The sequence below is a fragment of the Achromobacter aloeverae genome (assembly GCF_004121055.1).
In the GTDB taxonomy this organism is placed as follows: Bacteria; Pseudomonadota; Gammaproteobacteria; order Burkholderiales; family Burkholderiaceae_B; genus Bordetella_C; species Bordetella_C aloeverae.
The window spans coordinates 764,918-780,678 of record NZ_PYAL01000001.1 but is presented as its reverse complement, the minus strand read 5'-3'; the positions used below and the strand labels follow the sequence as shown (position 1 = coordinate 780,678).

15 protein-coding genes are annotated in these 15,761 nt (G+C 68.8%); 8 read left to right on the top strand and 7 right to left on the bottom strand.

The annotated features are described in order from the left end of the window. Positions 1–5 precede the first annotated feature (5 nt). From C7R54_RS03415 to C7R54_RS03405, 3 genes are read right to left on the bottom strand one after another with little or no spacing between them, the layout of a single operon-like run. On the bottom strand, positions 6–1,202 hold the full coding sequence (locus tag C7R54_RS03415; RefSeq protein ID WP_129148764.1) for a CaiB/BaiF CoA transferase family protein: 1,197 nt from the start codon (positions 1,200–1,202) through the stop codon (positions 6–8). A 3-nt stretch (positions 1,203–1,205) separates the two neighbouring features. Continuing rightward, complete coding sequence (locus C7R54_RS03410; protein WP_129148763.1) at positions 1,206–2,060, bottom strand: MaoC/PaaZ C-terminal domain-containing protein; 855 nt, start codon at positions 2,058–2,060, stop codon at positions 1,206–1,208. Between the two features lie 10 nt (positions 2,061–2,070). Then, positions 2,071–2,982 carry an SDR family NAD(P)-dependent oxidoreductase gene (locus C7R54_RS03405; protein WP_129148762.1) on the bottom strand — a complete coding sequence of 304 codons (912 nt, stop codon included), beginning with the start codon at positions 2,980–2,982 and terminating at the stop codon, positions 2,071–2,073. Between the two features lie 175 nt (positions 2,983–3,157). On the opposite strand from C7R54_RS03405, the gene C7R54_RS03400 reads away from it, so the two are divergent. Together C7R54_RS03400 and C7R54_RS03395 are read left to right on the top strand one after the other, a co-directional pair. Continuing rightward, complete coding sequence (locus C7R54_RS03400) at positions 3,158–4,057, top strand: LysR substrate-binding domain-containing protein (RefSeq protein ID WP_129148761.1); 900 nt, start codon at positions 3,158–3,160, stop codon at positions 4,055–4,057. 171 nt (positions 4,058–4,228) lie between these two features. Continuing rightward, a complete protein-coding gene (locus C7R54_RS03395; RefSeq protein ID WP_129148760.1) occupies positions 4,229–5,221 on the top strand; it encodes a Bug family tripartite tricarboxylate transporter substrate binding protein in 993 nt (330 codons plus the stop codon). A 189-nt stretch (positions 5,222–5,410) separates the two neighbouring features. Here the strand turns inward: C7R54_RS03395 and C7R54_RS03390 are convergent, their stop codons facing one another. From C7R54_RS03390 to C7R54_RS03375, 4 genes are all read right to left on the bottom strand, one after another. After that, the gene (locus C7R54_RS03390) at positions 5,411–6,364 is read right to left on the bottom strand and encodes an NAD(P)H-dependent flavin oxidoreductase (protein ID WP_129148759.1); all 954 of its coding nucleotides are present in this window, start codon (positions 6,362–6,364) and stop codon (positions 5,411–5,413) included. Between the two features lie 19 nt (positions 6,365–6,383). Next, the gene (locus tag C7R54_RS03385) at positions 6,384–7,355 is read right to left on the bottom strand and encodes a Bug family tripartite tricarboxylate transporter substrate binding protein (RefSeq protein ID WP_129148758.1); all 972 of its coding nucleotides are present in this window, start codon (positions 7,353–7,355) and stop codon (positions 6,384–6,386) included. A gap of 334 nt (positions 7,356–7,689) precedes the next feature. Then, the gene (locus tag C7R54_RS03380) at positions 7,690–8,862 is read right to left on the bottom strand and encodes a thiolase (RefSeq protein ID WP_129148757.1); all 1,173 of its coding nucleotides are present in this window, start codon (positions 8,860–8,862) and stop codon (positions 7,690–7,692) included. After that, positions 8,859–9,257, bottom strand: coding sequence for a Zn-ribbon domain-containing OB-fold protein (locus tag C7R54_RS03375; RefSeq protein WP_129148756.1), 399 nt, complete (start codon positions 9,255–9,257; stop codon positions 8,859–8,861). Before C7R54_RS03375 ends, C7R54_RS03380 begins: the two co-directional genes overlap by 4 nt. A gap of 246 nt (positions 9,258–9,503) precedes the next feature. Between C7R54_RS03375 and C7R54_RS03370 the strand changes: the two genes are divergently transcribed. The 6 genes from C7R54_RS03370 (at position 9,504) to C7R54_RS03345 (ending at position 15,635) form a co-directional block, all read left to right on the top strand. Further along, positions 9,504–10,712 (top strand): acyl-CoA dehydrogenase family protein, encoded by a 1,209-nt coding sequence (locus tag C7R54_RS03370; RefSeq protein WP_129148755.1) that lies wholly within the window; start codon positions 9,504–9,506, stop codon positions 10,710–10,712. 28 nt (positions 10,713–10,740) lie between these two features. Continuing rightward, the gene (locus C7R54_RS03365; RefSeq protein WP_129148754.1) at positions 10,741–11,895 is read left to right on the top strand and encodes an acyl-CoA dehydrogenase family protein; all 1,155 of its coding nucleotides are present in this window, start codon (positions 10,741–10,743) and stop codon (positions 11,893–11,895) included. Then, complete coding sequence (locus tag C7R54_RS03360) at positions 11,892–12,689, top strand: enoyl-CoA hydratase-related protein (protein WP_129148753.1); 798 nt, start codon at positions 11,892–11,894, stop codon at positions 12,687–12,689. The genes C7R54_RS03365 and C7R54_RS03360 overlap by 4 nt, the downstream gene beginning before the upstream one ends. A gap of 104 nt (positions 12,690–12,793) precedes the next feature. Then, positions 12,794–13,624, top strand: a complete 831-nt coding sequence (locus tag C7R54_RS03355) for an HTD2 family dehydratase (RefSeq protein WP_129148752.1) — start codon at positions 12,794–12,796, stop codon at positions 13,622–13,624. After that, the gene (locus tag C7R54_RS03350) at positions 13,621–14,817 is read left to right on the top strand and encodes a CaiB/BaiF CoA transferase family protein (protein WP_129148751.1); all 1,197 of its coding nucleotides are present in this window, start codon (positions 13,621–13,623) and stop codon (positions 14,815–14,817) included. Before C7R54_RS03355 ends, C7R54_RS03350 begins: the two co-directional genes overlap by 4 nt. Further along, on the top strand, positions 14,817–15,635 hold the full coding sequence (locus C7R54_RS03345) for an HpcH/HpaI aldolase/citrate lyase family protein (RefSeq protein WP_129148750.1): 819 nt from the start codon (positions 14,817–14,819) through the stop codon (positions 15,633–15,635). The genes C7R54_RS03350 and C7R54_RS03345 overlap by 1 nt, the downstream gene beginning before the upstream one ends. Positions 15,636–15,761: the final 126 nt, after the last annotated feature.

Below are 15,761 nucleotides of genomic sequence, written 5' to 3'. Positions count from 1 at the left end.
AGAGCCTAGGGCTTGCCCAGGACGTCGCGCAGCACTTCCTCGGTATGCTCGCCCAGCATGGGCGGCGCGCGCCGATACTGCACGGGCGACCCGGAAAAGCGCAAGGGGCTGGCCGTGACCGGCGCGGCGCCACCCAGCCGGTGCGGAATCTCGCGGCGCAATTCGCGGGCTTGCGCCTGCGGATGGCCGAAGGCCTGGGCGATGTCGTTGATGGGTCCGCAAGGCACGCCCACGGCTTCCAGCTTGGCGATCCAGTCATCGCGCCGGCCCGTCTTCATGATCGCCACCAGGCGGGGGATGAGGACGTCGCGATGGGTCACGCGGCCGCTGTTCAGGGCGAAGCGCGGGTCCTCGCCCAGTTCGGGCGCGCCGATGGCCTTGCAGTAGGCGCGGTACTGCGTGTCGTTGCCGGTGGCCACGATCATGTGGCCGTCGCTGGTGGCGAACACCTGGTAGGGCACCACGTTCTGGTGGGCGTTGCCCGCCCGCCGGGGCGCCTTGCCCGACGTGAAGAAGTTCGAGTTCTGGTTTGCCAGCATCGCGACATGGCAGTCGAAGAGCGCGATGTCCAGCTGCTGGCCCAGGCCGCTGCGGTGGCGCTCCTGCAGGGCGGCGAGCACCGCGACGGTGGCGTACATGCCCGTGATGATGTCGGTGACGGCTACGCCGGCCTTCTGCGGACCGCCGCCGGGCAGGTCGTCGCGCTCGCCAGTGATGCTCATCAATCCGGCCATGCCCTGGATCATGAAGTCATAGCCGGGGCGCTCGGCGTAAGGGCCGGTCTGGCCGAAGCCGGTGACCGAGCAGTAGATGAGGCGCGGATTGACGGCCCGCAGGCTGTCGTAGTCGAGCCCGTACTTCTTCAGGCCGCCCACCTTGAAGTTCTCCACCAGGATATCGCTCTTGGCGGCCAGTTCGCGGATGAGGTCGGCGCCTTCGGGCGTGGCGTAGTCGACCGTGATGGAGCGCTTGTTGCGGTTGCAGGAGAGATAGTAGGCCGCTTCGGACGTGTCCTTGCCGTCGGGACCCTTCATGTATGGCGGGCCCCAGCCGCGCGTGTCGTCGCCGGCGCCGGGGCGTTCCACCTTGATGACGTCGGCGCCGAGATCGGCCAGGTTCTGGGTGCACCACGGGCCGGCCAGGATGCGGCTGAGGTCCAGCACGCGGATGCCCTCCAGGGGCGGGGGACGATGCTCGCTCATGGGCTAGTTCACCTTGGCGACGCCGCAGTTCAGCGTCACGATGTTGCGTTCGACGCTGCGCGCCGTGTAGCGGATCTCATCGCCTTCGCGCCACATATCGAAGGCGAGCGTCTCGCCGGGGTACACGGGCGAAGAGAAGCGCACGTCCAGCCGCGCGAGGCGACCGGCGTCGCCCTCGGCCCAGGCGTCCACGATGGCGCGGGCGGCCATGCCGTAGGTGCACAGGCCGTGCAGGATGGGACGTTCGAAGCCGGCCTTGCGCGCGACCTCGGGGTCGGCATGCAGGGGGTTCATGTCGGCGCTCAGGCGGTAGATGAGCGCCGCCCGCGGCGAGACGCGCAGCCGGGCCTGGCGGTCCGGCGCGCGGTCGGGCGCGGCGGGCAGGGCGGGGGGCGGTGCGTCGCCTTGTCCGAAGCCGCCGTCGCCGCGGCAGAACGAGGTCTGCGCCAGCGTGGCCAGGCACACGCCCGCTTCGTCATGCAGCGTGCGTTCCGTGACCACCAGCGCGCCCTTGTCGGCGCCCTTGTCGATGACGTGGGTGATGCGGCTCCTGGCGATGACCGTCCCCTGGGCCGGCAGCGTGGCGTGCAGGGTCAGGCGCTGTTCGCCATGCACCAGGCGCACCCAGTCTATGCCGGCGCGCGGATCGCGCATCCAGAATCCCGGGTACCCCAGCACCACGCTCATGGTGGGGAAGGCTTGCAGGTTCCCTTCGTACACATAGCGCAGCTGGCGGGCGTCGACCGGATCCTCGCCCAGGCCGATGCCCAGGGCGTACAGCATGGTGTCCTTCCCGGTATAGGTATGCCGTATCTCGTCGAAATGCCAGTTCTTGATGGTGTCGTAGTTCAAGGGCATGGCGGCGGCCTCAGATCGGATCCCAGTCGATGACGTCGGGCGAGCGCTCCAGGGCGTAGAAGTGCTTGCGCATGGCGGGGATGGCGATCTCGCCGATCAGTTCCGGCGTCCAGCCCTCGGAGTAGTGCACCGTGCGCACGGGCCGCGGCTGGGAGAACAGCATGATCTCATTGGCGCGCACCGAGAAGATCTGCGCGGTGATGCCGGCTTGCGCCGCGGCGTCGCTGACGAGATAGATGGCCAGCGGCGCGATCTTGCCGGCTTCCATCTTCTTGAGTTTTTCGACGCGCGCCTTTTCCTCGGGGGTGTCGGCCGGGATGGAGCTGGTCATGGCGGTCCAGGCGAAGGGCGCGATGCAGTTCGAGCGCACGTTGTAGCGCGACATGTCCAGGGCGATCGACTTGGACAGGCCCACGATGCCCATCTTGGCGGCCGAGTAGTTGGCCTGGCCGAAGTTGCCGATCAGGCCCGAGGTAGATGTCATGTGCACGAAGGCGCCCGATTCCTGTTCGCGGAAATAGGGCGCGGCGGCGCGGCTCATGAAGAAGGAGCCGTTCAGGTGCACGTCCTGCACTTGTCGCCATTCTTCCTCGTTCATCTTGTGGAAGACGCGGTCGCGCAGGTTGCCGGCATTGTTGACCACGGCGTCGATGCGCCCGAAGACGTCGACGGCCGTCTTGATATTGTTGGTGGCGCCCTCGTAGGTGCTGACGCTGTCGGTGCAGGCCACGGCCTGCCCACCGGCGTCGACGATCTCCTTGACGACCGCGGCCGCCGGGCCGCCCGTGCCGTCGCGCTTCAGGTCGAGGTCGTTGACCACGACCTTGGCGCCTGCCTTGGCCATGGCCAGGGCGATGCCGCGGCCCACGCCGCCGCCGGCGCCGGTTACCACGACGACTTTGCCGGAAACCATTTCACTCATGTGTCTCTCCACTGTTGCTCTTGGGGTTTTCCCTGGGATCCTTCCCACGGGCGCCGCGCCTAGCCGTGGCGGCGCCTTCCTGATCCGGACGCTTCCCGCATGGTAGATTCCTGGCGGCGGCAACAGAATTCGATATTCAAGACACCCCCCTTTTGTGTGGTGGAACAGTTCGACCATGAGACATGACCTTACAGACCTGCGGTTGTTCGTGAACGTAGGAGACACGTTCAGCTTGACGCGGGCGGCGGAGAGGACCTTCCTGTCCCTGCCGGCCGCGAGCGCCCGCATCAAGCACATGGAGGAAGCCTTCAAGACGCGCCTGCTGGTGCGCCAGGCCACCGGCGTGTCGCTGACAGCGGCCGGCGAGGTGCTGCTCAAGCACGCCCGGGTGGTGCTGGGCCAGCTGGAATGCCTGAACGCCGACCTGCAGCCCTATTCGAACGGCATCAAGGGACGCCTGCGCCTGCTGGCGAATACCACGTCGACCAACTCCTTCCTGGCCGATGCCCTGTCGAGCTTCCTGGCCGAGTATCCCGAAGTCGATATCGAGTTGCAGGAGAAAATCTCGGGCGACATCGCGATGGCCATCCGGGCCGGCGCGGGCGACCTGGGCCTGGTGGCCGGAAATGTCGACGTCGAGGGGCTGGACGTCATGCCGCTGTTCCGCGACGAACTGGTGGTGGTGGTGTCGGTCAAGAATCCCTTGGTGGAGCACACGTCCGTGCGCTTCATCGACCTGCTGGATACCTATCCTTTCGTGGGCATCCACCCCGACAGCGCCATCCAGATCTTCCTGGAGGACATCGCGTCGGGCCTGGGCAAGAACATCATCCAGCGCGTGCACGTGAACAGTTTCGAGGCCGTGTGCCGCATGGTGGCGGCCGGCGTCGGCGTGGCGGTGGTGCCGCGCGGCTGCATGCGCCACCATAGCCAGCCGAACGCCTTGCACATACTCAAGCTGGAAGATCCCTGGGCGCAGCGCGAGCGCCTGCTGTGCCGGCAGCGCGGGCGGGACCTGCCACGGTTCGTCGAGCAGTTCATCGAGCACCTGCTGCGAGCCGCCCGGGAGGCTTGACGGCGGGTCCCGCCCGATGCGGGGCGCCGGCGATTGCGGATTGCGCCCCCGCTGAAGCCGGGGTTAGGAAAAAAAGAAGCGGTATCTTCGTCCGGCCGGCCAATAATGCCGGGTGCGTCGCGGCCACCTCGCCGCGGTTCGCCTCGAAAAACAATATCCGGAGACGAAATCATGCAGAATCCGCAACGCCGCCGCGTCATCGCGGGGCTGGGCGCGTCCCTGGCGGCGCCCTGGCTGCCTTCCCTGTCCCATGCCGCCGCGTGGCCCAGCCGCCCCGTGAACTTTGTCGTGCCCTTCCCGCCAGGCGGTCCGGTCGACACGACGGCCCGCTTCGTCACCCGGCCGCTGGGGCAGCTGTGGTCCCAGCCCACCATCGTCGACAACCGCGCGGGCGCGGGCGGCATCGTGGGCGCGCAGACCGCGGCCAAGCAGGAGCCTGACGGCTATCACTTTTTCTTCGCCTCGATACACCACTCGGTGCTGCCCAGCCTGCGTGCCAACCTGCGCTACGACATCCAGAAGGATTTCGACCCGGTCGGCATGGCGGCGGTGTTCCCCATCGTGCTGGTGGTCAATCCCAAGCTGCCGGTAAAAACGGTGACCGAGCTGATCGAGTACGACAAGGCGCATCCGGGCGAGCTGTCCTTTGCTTCCTCGGGCACCGGCGGCGGCACCCACCTGGCGGGGGAGCTGTTCAACAGCATGACGGGAACCAGGATCAAGCACATCCCGTACCGGGGCAGCGCGCCGGCCATGCAGGACGTGCTGGCGGGGCAGGTGCAGATCATGTTCGCCGACGGGCCGTCGGCGGTGCCGCACATGAAGAGCGGGGCGGTGCGGGCGCTGGGCGTCGGCAACCTGAAACGTTCGGCCATGTTTCCCGAGGTGCCCACCATTGCGGAAGCGGGCGTGCCGGGATACGAGGCCTATTCCTGGAGCGGCCTGCTGGCGCCGCGCGGCACCCCGCCCGATGTGATCAAGCGCGTCAACGCGGACCTGGTCAAGGTGCTGACCGATGCCGACACGGCCAAGGGCATGCTGGCGGCCGGGGCCGAACCCATGCCGGGTACGCCGGAGCAGTTCCGTACCTTCCTGGCGTCCGAGCTGGCGAAATGGCACGAGGTCATTACCAAGGCCCACATCGTGGTGGAAGAAGGTAGCTGAGGAAGGGGCAGCCAGGCGCCCTGACTGGCTCCGGGGACGGCTTCGGTGCCGGACCCGTCCCCGGCCCGGCGGACCAACGCCGCGGCCGTTGCCGCGCTGCCGCGCGGCCGGGGCGGGGGAACGCGGCGGCGGCTCCGGTCGCGGCTGTCCCGCGGACAAGGGCAGGAACGGCGGCCGGCCTGGACGCCGCTACCGCAGGGCGCGGCGGGCCGCTTCGTATTCGCCGGCCAGTTGCTCCACCAGCACGGCGGTGGGCAGCACCTCCTGGGCGGCGCCCACGCCCTGGCCGGCGCTCCAGACATCCTTCCAGGCCTTGGGACGGGTGCTCTTGTCCATGTTGACGGCCGCGGGGCGCTGGTTCGGCAAGTCCGCCGGGTCCAGGCCGGCCGCGCGGATGCTGGGCGCCAGGTAGTTGCCCGGCACGCCCGAGAAATACGGGGTATAGACCACATCGTCGACCGTGGCCCCGACCACCATATCGCGATAGCGTTCGGGCGCCAGCGATTCCTCGGTGGCGATGAACGGGGTGCCGATGTACGAGAACTCGCAGCCCAGCACCTGCGCCGCCAGGATGTCCTTGCCGTGGCTGATGCAGCCGGAGAGGACCAGCGGGCCGTCGTAGAAGGCGCGTATTTCGTTGATCAGCGCAATGGGGTTGATGCGCCCGGCGTGCCCGCCCGCGCCCGCGGCCACCAGGATCAGGCCGTCGACGCCCGCCTCCAGCGCCCGGCGGGCATGGCGCACGGTGGTCACGTCGTGCAGCACCACGCCGCCATAGGCATGCACCGCGGGCACCACGGCGTCCGGCGCGTGCAGCGACGTGATGACCAGCGGCACCCGGTGCGCGACACAGATTTCCAGGTCGCCGCGCCAGCGCGGGTTGGAGTCATGCACGATAAGGTTCACGCCATAGGGCGCGACGGGACGGTCGGGGTTTGCCTTGCGTGCCTGCGCCAACCCGCCCTCTATCCGCGCCAGCCAGTCAGGCAATTGTTCCTGCGGACGCGCGTTGAGCGAGGGAAAGGTGCCTATCACGCCCGCCGCGCACTGCGCGACCACCAGGTCGGGGCCTGAAACGAGAAACATGGGCGCGGCGATCACGGGCAGGCGGGTCTGCTCGCGCAGGCGTTGCAAGGCGTTCATGGAAGACTCCGGATGGGATTCAGTTGACCGAGATGTTAGCCTTCTTGACCACGTCCCCCCACAGCTCGTATTCGCGGTTGATGCGCTGCTGCAGCACCTTGGCGTCGCCGTCGTTCAACGTGTAGCCGCCATCGGCCATGGCCTTGCGGAAGGCCGGGTCGGTCTCGACGTCGTGGAGCGCCTTGACCAGCCGCGCATTGACGTCGGCGGGCAGCTTGGGCGGCCCCATGAGCGAGTACCAGCCCACGACCTCGTAGTCCTTCAGGCCGGACTCGATCATGGTGGGCACGTCGGGAAGTTCCGGGTTGCGCGTCTTCGACGTGACGGCCAGCGCCTTGGCCTTGCCGCTCTTGATGAAAGGAATGGCGGTGCTGGTGATGTCGAACATGAAGGTGATCTTGCTGCTGATCACGTCGACCATCGCGGGCGCGTTGCCGCGATACGGAATGTGCATCATGGGCGCGCCGGACTGCTGCTTGAGCAGTTCCGCCGACAGGTGGTTGGACGCGCCGTTGCCCGCCGAGCCGAAGGTGACGGAGCTGGGGTGGGCCTTGGCATAGGCTATGAGTTCTCCCACGCTGTTGACCGGCGCCTGCGGCCCGACCAGCAGGACGTTGGTGTAGTCGACGATGAGTCCGACCGGCGTGAAGTCCTTGCGTGGATCGAACAGGTTGCTGTGCTGCACGTGCGGCGACATGGTCAGGGGCGGGCTGGCCACGAAGCCGAGGATGTAGCCGTCGGGGGCGGCCTTGGCGGTGGCGTCCAGGGCGATCATGCCGCTGGCGCCCGAGCGGTTTTCCACCACGACGGACTGGCCCAGCTTGTCGGTCAGGTACTTGGCGAAGACGCGGGCGGTGGTGTCGACCGGGCCGCCGGGCGCGTAGCCGACCAGCAGGCGGATGGGGCGGTCAGGGTAGTCGGCGTGGGCGGGCGCTCCCTGGGTCCAGGCGACAACGGCGCAGGCCGCCGCGAACAAGGTCTTCAGTTTCATGGGCTTCTTGTCTCCGGTTCTATTTATGGATCTATGGATACGACATTCGCGGGGGGCTTCGGTGCTTCCATGCGGCAACTGGGAGGGGGGGCGGCGTAGGCCGCCCCCCCAAAAAAGCGGGCCCCCCGGGGCTGCGCGTGCGAGGTCCGTAACGGTGCGCCCTCTGCGTGGAGCTACAGCCTGCGACGACAGCTTGCGACGACAGCTTGCGGCTTCAGCCTTCGACGACAGCCTTCGACAACGGCCTGCGACCACAGCCTGCAACGACAGCCTGCAACGACAGCCTGCAACTACATCCCGCAACTACAGCTAGCAACTACAACGTGCAACGTTCCTACAGCGCGTCGGCGGTGCCCAGGATGGCCGTCGACTGGCTCGACAGCGTGCCGCCGTTGCCATGCACCAGGGCGAGCCTGGCGCCTGCCACCTGCCGTGCCCCCGTGTCGCCACGCAACTGCCGCACGGCTTCGATGGTGATGAAGATGCCGTACATGCCCGGGTGCACGCAGCACAGGCCGCCGCCGTTCGTATTCACCGGCAACTCGCCCCCCGGGGCGATGCGTCCGCCCGACACGAAGGCCCCGCCTTCGCCCTTGGCGCAGAAGCCCAGGTCCTCCAGGAAGAGGATGGGGTTGATGGTGAAGGCATCGTAGAGTTCCAGCACGTCGATGTCGGCTGGCCGCACGCCGGCCATGTCGAAGGCGCGGCGGCCGGACTCCTGGGCCGCGGTGACGGTGACGTCGTGCATGGACGAGATCTGGCGATTCCAGACCGCGGTGGCATTGCCCAGCACATAGACGGGTTTGTGGCGCATGTCCTTGGCGCGGTCGGCGCGCACCAGCACGTAGGCGCCGGCGCCGTCGGTCACCAGGCAGCAGTCGCGCACGGTGAGCGGGTCGGACACCATGGGCGAGGCCAGGATTTCATCCAGGGTAACGGGATTGCGGCGCTGCGCCTCGGGATTGAGCTGGGCCCATTTGCTGGCGGACAGCGCCACCTCGGCCAACTGCTCGCGCGTGGTGCCGTATTGGTGCATGTGGCGCGCCGCGGCCAGCGCGTAGGAGCTCAGCGGGCTGAGCGGGTCGTAGGGCGTTTCGTAGGGCTGGGGGTCGAAGTTCTTGCGCACCCGGCCGATCTCGGCGCGCGACAGGGTGGACGTGCGCTGCGTGCTGCCGTAGCACACCAGCACGGCATTGCACTGTCCGGTGGACAGCGCATGGATGGCCGGCAGCAGATGGGCGACGAAGCTGGACCCGCCCAGCATGGTCGAGTCGATGAAGGTGGGGCGGATGCCAAGGTGCTCGATGACGGGCATGGACCACATGGTGGCCGCGACGCTGGCCGTGCAGATGCCGTCGATGTCCTGCATGGTGAGGCCGGCGTCGGTGACGGCGCGGTGGGCCGCCTGCACCAGGATTTCCATTTCGGTATAGCCGTTGGCCTGGCCCAGGCCGGCATGGCCGACGCCCACGATGGCGGCGGCGCCGCGCAGATCCTTGAGATTCATGCCTGGCCCTCCCGCGCCACGAATACCAGCAGGCCGCTGTCGTCGCGAACCTGCACCTTGGCCTGGACCGGCATGCCGATACGCACGTCGGCGGGAGCGACACCGTCGACGCGGCTCATCAGTCGCACGCCTTCCTCCAGGTCGACCAGGGCGACGTTGTAGTCGCCGCCGGCGTCGGGCTTGCGGCGCACGACGGTGGTCGAGTACACCGTGCCACGACCGCTGGGCGCTTGCCAGGCCAGTTTGTCGCTGCCGCAGTGCGGGCAGATCATGCGAGGATAGAACACCGCGCGCGAGCAGGCCTCGCAGCGCTGGATGAGGAACTGGCCTTGGGCGAGCGCCTGCTGGTAATGCAGGTCGGCGCCGGTCTGCTGGCCGGGGTTGTGCTGAGTCATGGGTCTCCACCGATTCTTGTCACGCGCTGCGCCGTTGCGGGGCAGCCTGGGCGCAGTGTGTACGGACGCCCGTCGCTTGACCATTTTTCATTGCTGAAGCAGGGCTTCGGTTCAGCGCAAGCGCGCGGGGCGGGCGCCTTGCTTCGCTTGAACGAAAGCGGGGCTTTCGCAGAGGCAGATTGTCCGCCGGGACGGGGCGTGGGTAAGCTTGCCCCAGAAAAAAACCAACCACGGAGAAGACCAGCCATGCAATTGACGTGGACGCCTGAAGAGCGCCGCTTCCGGGAAGAGGTTCGCGCCTTCGTGACGGCGAATCTGCCCGCCGACATCCGCGACAAGGTCATGCGTCACCAGCGCCTGCACCGCGACGACTATGTCCGCTGGCACCGCGTGCTCGATGCGCACGGGTGGGGCGCCCCCACCTGGCCGAAGGAACACGGCGGGACGGGCTGGACGCCCATCCAGCGGCTGTTGTTCGAAATCGAATGCTTTTCGGCCGGCGCGCCGCGCCTGCTGCCCTTCGGCCTGTCCATGATCGGGCCGGTCATCATGAAGTACGGTACGAAGCAACAGCAGCAGGAGCTGCTGCCGCGCATGGTGCGCGTCGACGACTGGTGGTGCCAGGGCTATTCCGAGCCGGGCTCCGGATCGGACCTGGCCTCGCTCAAGACCCGCGCGGAACGGGTGGCGGATCCCGCCGGCGACTATTACCTGGTGACTGGCCAGAAGACCTGGACCACGCTGGCGCAGTACGCCGACCATATGTTCTGCCTGGCGCGCACCGACCCGGACGTCAAGCCGCAGGCGGGCATCTCCATGCTGCTGATCGACATGCGCCAGCCGGGCGTGACGGTACGGCCCATCAAGACGCTGGATGGCGGCCACGACGTCAACGAGGTCTGGCTGGACAACGTGAAGGTGCCGGTCGCGGACATCGTGGGCGAAGAGGGCAAGGGCTGGACCTATGCCAAGTACCTGCTGGGCCACGAGCGCACCGGCATCGCCGGCCTGGGACACTGCCATCGGGAACTGCGCATACTGAAGGACCTGGCCGCGCGCACGCGGTCGTCGTCGGGGCGGCCCATACTGGAAGACGGCCGCATGCGCGACCGCATCTCGCGGATCGAGGTGGACATCATGGCGCTGGAAATGCTGCTGTATCGGGTGGCCGCCGCCCGTGGCGACGCCCCGCCAGGGCCGGAGGCGTCGGTGCTCAAGATCCGCGGGTCGGAGATCCAGCAGGACCTGGCGATGTTGCAGATGGAGATCGCCGGTCCCGATGCGTGGCCCTACGACCCGGCATGGATGGAGGCCGACGCGCCTTTCCATGGCCCGGGCGAGGCCATGACGGCGGCGGCCGGCGCAGGCTACGCCGATATGCGCAAGACCTCCATCTACGGCGGCACGACGGAAGTGCAGAAGGGCATCATCGCCCGCATGATCCTGGGCGTGTGATACGTCCGCCCCTTCCACGGAATAAATCATGGATTTCGAATACAGCACGGAACAGCGCATGCTGGCCGACAGCCTGGCGCGCCTGGTGGCGGACAACTGGACGCTGGCGCGGCGCCGGGCCCGCGAGGGCGGGCTCGATCCCGCTGCCTGGAACGCCTTGGCCGAACTGGGCGTGCTGGGCCTGACGATAGACCCCGAGCATGGCGGCTTCGGTGAAGCGCCGGCCAGCCTGCTGCCCGTCCACCTGGAGCTGGGCCGGGGCCTGGTCGACGAACCGGTCATCGCCAGCGGCGTGATGAGCGCGACGGCCCTCCGCGCCAGCGGCAATGCCGAGGCGGCGGCGCGCTGGCTGCCCGCCATCGCGTCCGGCGCGGCCATTCTTGCACTGGCCTATCAGGAACCGGGCCGCCGCTATGCCGTCGCGCCGGAGACCTGCGCCTTGTCCGGCCTAGTGCTGGACGGCAGCAAACACCTGGTATGGCATGGCGCCGAGGCGCACGCATGGATCGTGTCGGCGCGCGACACGGCCGATGGCGAGCCGGTGCTGCTGGTGGTCCCGGCCGACGCGCCGGGCGTCGCGGTGAGCGACATGAGCACCCTGGACCGGTCCCGCTGCGCGCGCATCGATTTCAGCCGGACCCGGCTGGCGCCGGACCAGGTGCTGGCGCGCGGCGAAGCGGCCCGGGCCGCCTTGGCGCTGGCGCTGGAGTGGGGCACGGCGGCGTTGTGCGCGCATGCGGCCGGCGCCATCGCCCGGCTGCTGGATATCACCGTCGACTATCTCAAGACGCGCAAGCAGTTCGGCCAGCCCCTGGCTGCCTTCCAGGCCTTGCAGCACCGCATGGCCGAGATGGTGGTGGCCAGGGAGATGGCCTTGTCGATGGCGTACGTCGCCGCGGCGGCCCTGGCGGAACCCGACGCGCGGACGCGCCGCCGCATGATCGCCGCCGCCAAGATCGAGGCGGGGCAAGCCGGCCGCTGCGTCAGCCAGCTGGCGGTGCAGTTGCACGGCGGGATGGGCATGACGGACGAGCTGGAGGTTGGCGACTTCTTCAAGCGCCTGACCGTCGTGGAGCTGCTGTTCGGCGACACCGCCGAACAGTTGGGCATCATGGAGGAGACGGCCGCCATGGATGAAGCGGCCACCATGGACGCGACGACCACCATGGAGGAAACGACATGAGCGGAAGCTACGAGCAAATCCTCTTTGCGCTCGCCGATGGCGTGGCGCGCATTACGCTGAACCGGCCGGAGCGGCTCAACAGTCTCACCGACGTCATGCGCGGTGAAATCTCCCGTGCGCTCGACGAAGCGCGCGCCAGCGCGGGCCTGCGCGGCGTGGTGATCACGGGCGCGGGGCGCGGCTTCTGCGCTGGCCAGGACCTGGCCGACCGCAAGCCGCTGCCGGAAGGACAGCGACGCGACCTGTCGGAAGGCCTGCGCACTGGATACCGGCCACTCATGGAGCGCCTGCGGTCCATGCCGGCGCCCGTGGTCTGCGTGGTCAACGGCGTTGCGGCCGGGGCCGGCATGAGCTTCGCGCTGGCCTGCGATGTCGTATTCGCGGCGGAGTCCGCCAAGTTCGTGCAGGCGTTCAGCAAGATAGGCCTGGTGCCGGACATGGGCGGCAGCTGGTTCCTGCCGCGCCTGGTGGGCGAAGGTCGCGCCATGGGCATGGCCCTGTTCGGCGAGACCCTCACGGCGCGCCAGGCCGCCGACTGCGGCCTGATCTGGCGCTGCGTGCCCGATGCGGATTTGCAGCAGACGCTGGACGAGGTGTCCGCCACGCTGGCGGGCGCGCCGACCCTGGCGCTGGCGGCGACCAAGCAGGCGCTGCGCGCCTCGGGCGGCAATACCCTGATGCAGCAGTTCGATCTGGAAGCCGAGCTGCAGCGCGCGATGGGCTATACCGACGACTATCTGGAAGGCATGAGGGCATTTGCCGAGAAGCGGCCGCCGCGATTCACGGGGCGTTGAGCGGAAATGCAGGGATGGCCCCAGGGCGGCAGGGATTGCATGCCACGCGCGGGGCCGTGCTACAAAAAGCGCAAGATCACACATACAGGAAGGGAGACCGAACAATGGACAATTCCGACCCGACCGCCTGGATCGGCCGTGGCGAGACGGTGGCCGACGGCCTCGATCCCACGCTGGCGGGCCGCGTGGCCGCCACGCTGGGCGAACCCGCGCCCCAGGCGGGGGACCCGCTGCCGCCGTTGTGGCAATGGGCCTTCTTTATCCAGACCGCGCCCATGGACGGGCTGGGCGCCGATGGCCATCCGGCGCGCGGCGGCTTCCTGCCGCCCGCGGCCGACCGTAACCGCATGTGGGCGGGGGGCCGCGTGGAATTCCGGTCGCCGCTGCGCGTGGGCGTGCCGGCGGAACGCCGTTCCACCATCGCCGACGTCAAGGAAAAGAACGGCCGCACCGGCTCGCTGCTGTTCGTGACCGTGCGGCACGATTACTGGCAGGATGGCGCCATCGCCATCGCCGAGGAACAGGACATCGTCTATCGCCAGCCCGCGCCGCCCAAGCTGGAGGGCACGGAGCCGGCCCCGGCCGCGGCCTGGCGGGAACGCGTCGATCCCACGCCCGTGCTGCTGTTCCGCTATTCGGCGGTGACCTTCAATGGCCATCGCATCCATTACGACCATCCCTATGTGACGGATACGGAAGGCTATCCGGGCCTGGTCGTGCACGGCCCGATGATCGCCACCCTGATGGTGGCGGCCTTCCGCCACGCCAACCCCGGCAAGCAGCTCGAGCACCTGTCCTACCGTGGCCTGCGCCCGCTCATCGCGCCGACTCCTTTCGAGGTCGCCGGCCGCGTGACCGCGCCGGGCCAGGCCGATTTGTGGGCCGAGCAGGACGGCACCCTGGCCCACCAGGCACAACTGAGGTTCTCCGCATGACCGCCGCCACTTCGCCGCGTCCCCTGGACGGCATCACCGTCGTCAGCTTCGAACACGCCATCGCCGCGCCTTTCTGCACCCGCCAACTGGCGGACATGGGCGCCCGCGTGATCAAGATCGAGCGCCCCGGCGTGGGCGATTTCGCCCGCAACTACGACGAGCGCGTGCGCGGCCTGGCGTCGCATTTCGTCTGGACCAACCGCTCCAAGGAAAGCCTCACGCTGGACCTGAAGCATCCCGCCGCGCGCGACGTGCTCAAGCGCCTGCTGGCGCAGGCGGACGTGCTGGTGCAGAACCTGGCGCCGGGCGCCGCCGCGCGCCAGGGCCTGTCCTTCGATGCGCTGCACGCCGCCCATCCGTCCTTGATCGTGTGCGATATCTCGGGATATGGAGAGGGCGGTCCGTACCAGGACAAGAAAGCCTACGACCTGTTGATCCAGAGCGAGAGCGGCTTCGTGTCGGTCACCGGCTCGCCCGACGCGCCGGCCAAGGCGGGGTGCTCGATCTCGGACATCGCCGCGGGGATGTACGCCTATTCGGGCATCCTGAACGCGCTGCTGCTGCGCCAGAAGACGGGCAAGGGCAGCCGCGTGGACGTCTCCATGCTGGAAAGCACGGTGGAGTGGATGGGTTATCCCATGTACTACGCCTTCGATGGCGCGCCTCCCCCGGCGCGGGCCGGCGCGGCGCACGCCACCATCTATCCCTACGGACCCTTCCCGGTGGGCGATGGCGGCACCATCATGCTGGGATTGCAGAACGAACGCGAGTGGCAGGTGTTCTGCGCGCAGGTCCTGGGCCAGCCGGACCTGGCGTCCGACGCGCGGTTCTCGTCCAACTCGGCGCGCAACGCCAACCGCGATGCCTTGCGCGGCTATATCGTGGAGGCCTTCGCGAAGATGACCCTGGGCCAGGTCGCGGACAAGCTGGAGACCGCCGGCATCGCCAACGCCAGCGTCAACGACATGGCCGGGGTGTGGGCGCATCCGCAACTGCGCGCCCGCGGCCGCTGGCGGGAGGTGGATAGCCCCAAGGGCAGCTTGCCCGCGCTGCTGCCGCCGGGGTCGAACAATGCCTTCGAGCCGCGCATGGACGCCGTGCCGGACGTCGGGCAGCATACCGACGCGGTGCTGGCATCGTTGGGGTATGACGCGGCCGAAGTAGGGCAATTGCGTGCCGGGGGAGCCGTGTGATGGGAGTCCGCACCGCGCTCTTCGTTCCCGCCTCGCGCGCCGACCGCATCCCCAAGGCGCTTGCCAGCGGCGCCGACGCCGTCATCGTCGACCTGGAGGACGCCGTCGAGCCGGCGGCCAAGCCCGCCGCGCGGGAGGCGCTGGCGGCGTTTCTCGATGCGCATCCGGACGTGCGCGTATGGGTACGGGTCAACGATGCCACCACCGCCTGGCACGAGGACGACCTGGCCGCCCTGCGCGGCAAGCCGGGCGTGGCGGCCATCATGCTGCCCAAGGCCGAATCCGCCGCGCAGGTCGCCCGGGTCGGACAGGGCGTGCCGGTGGTGCCCATCATCGAGACCGCGCGCGGCATGGTGAACCTGGCCGAGGTCGCGGCCGCGCCGGGCGTGGCCCTGTTGGCCTACGGCAGCCTGGACTATGGCGTGGACCTGGGCCTGACGCCCGGCACCGACGCGGCGGCCGTGCTGCTGGACCAGGCGCGCGGCCAGGTGCTGCTGCACAGCCGGGCGGCCGGGCTGCCGGCGCCGCTGGACGGCGTCCATCCCGATATCGCCGACACGGACGGCTTGCGGGCCATGGCCGTGCGGGCGGGCGACATGGGTTTCGCCGGCATGCTGTGCATCCATCCGTCGCAGGTGCGGACCGTGCACGAGGCCCTCAGGCCGGCCCAGGCCGACCTCGACTGGGCCCAACGGGTACTGTCCGCCGCGCGGGAAAGCGGCGCCGGCGCCTTCCGCTTCGAAGGCAAGATGGTCGACGCCCCCGTCCTGGCCCGCGCGCGGCAGGTACTGGCGCGCGCGGCGATGGATGCCGCGTGATGGGTTCGCCTGGCCAGGATAGCGGTCCAGACCCCGGGCCAAACCCTGGGCCAAGCCCCGGGCTAAACCTGGGCTAAGCCCGGGCCGGCCCCGGCCAGGTTGCCGCGCCGTCGACCATGCCTCGCC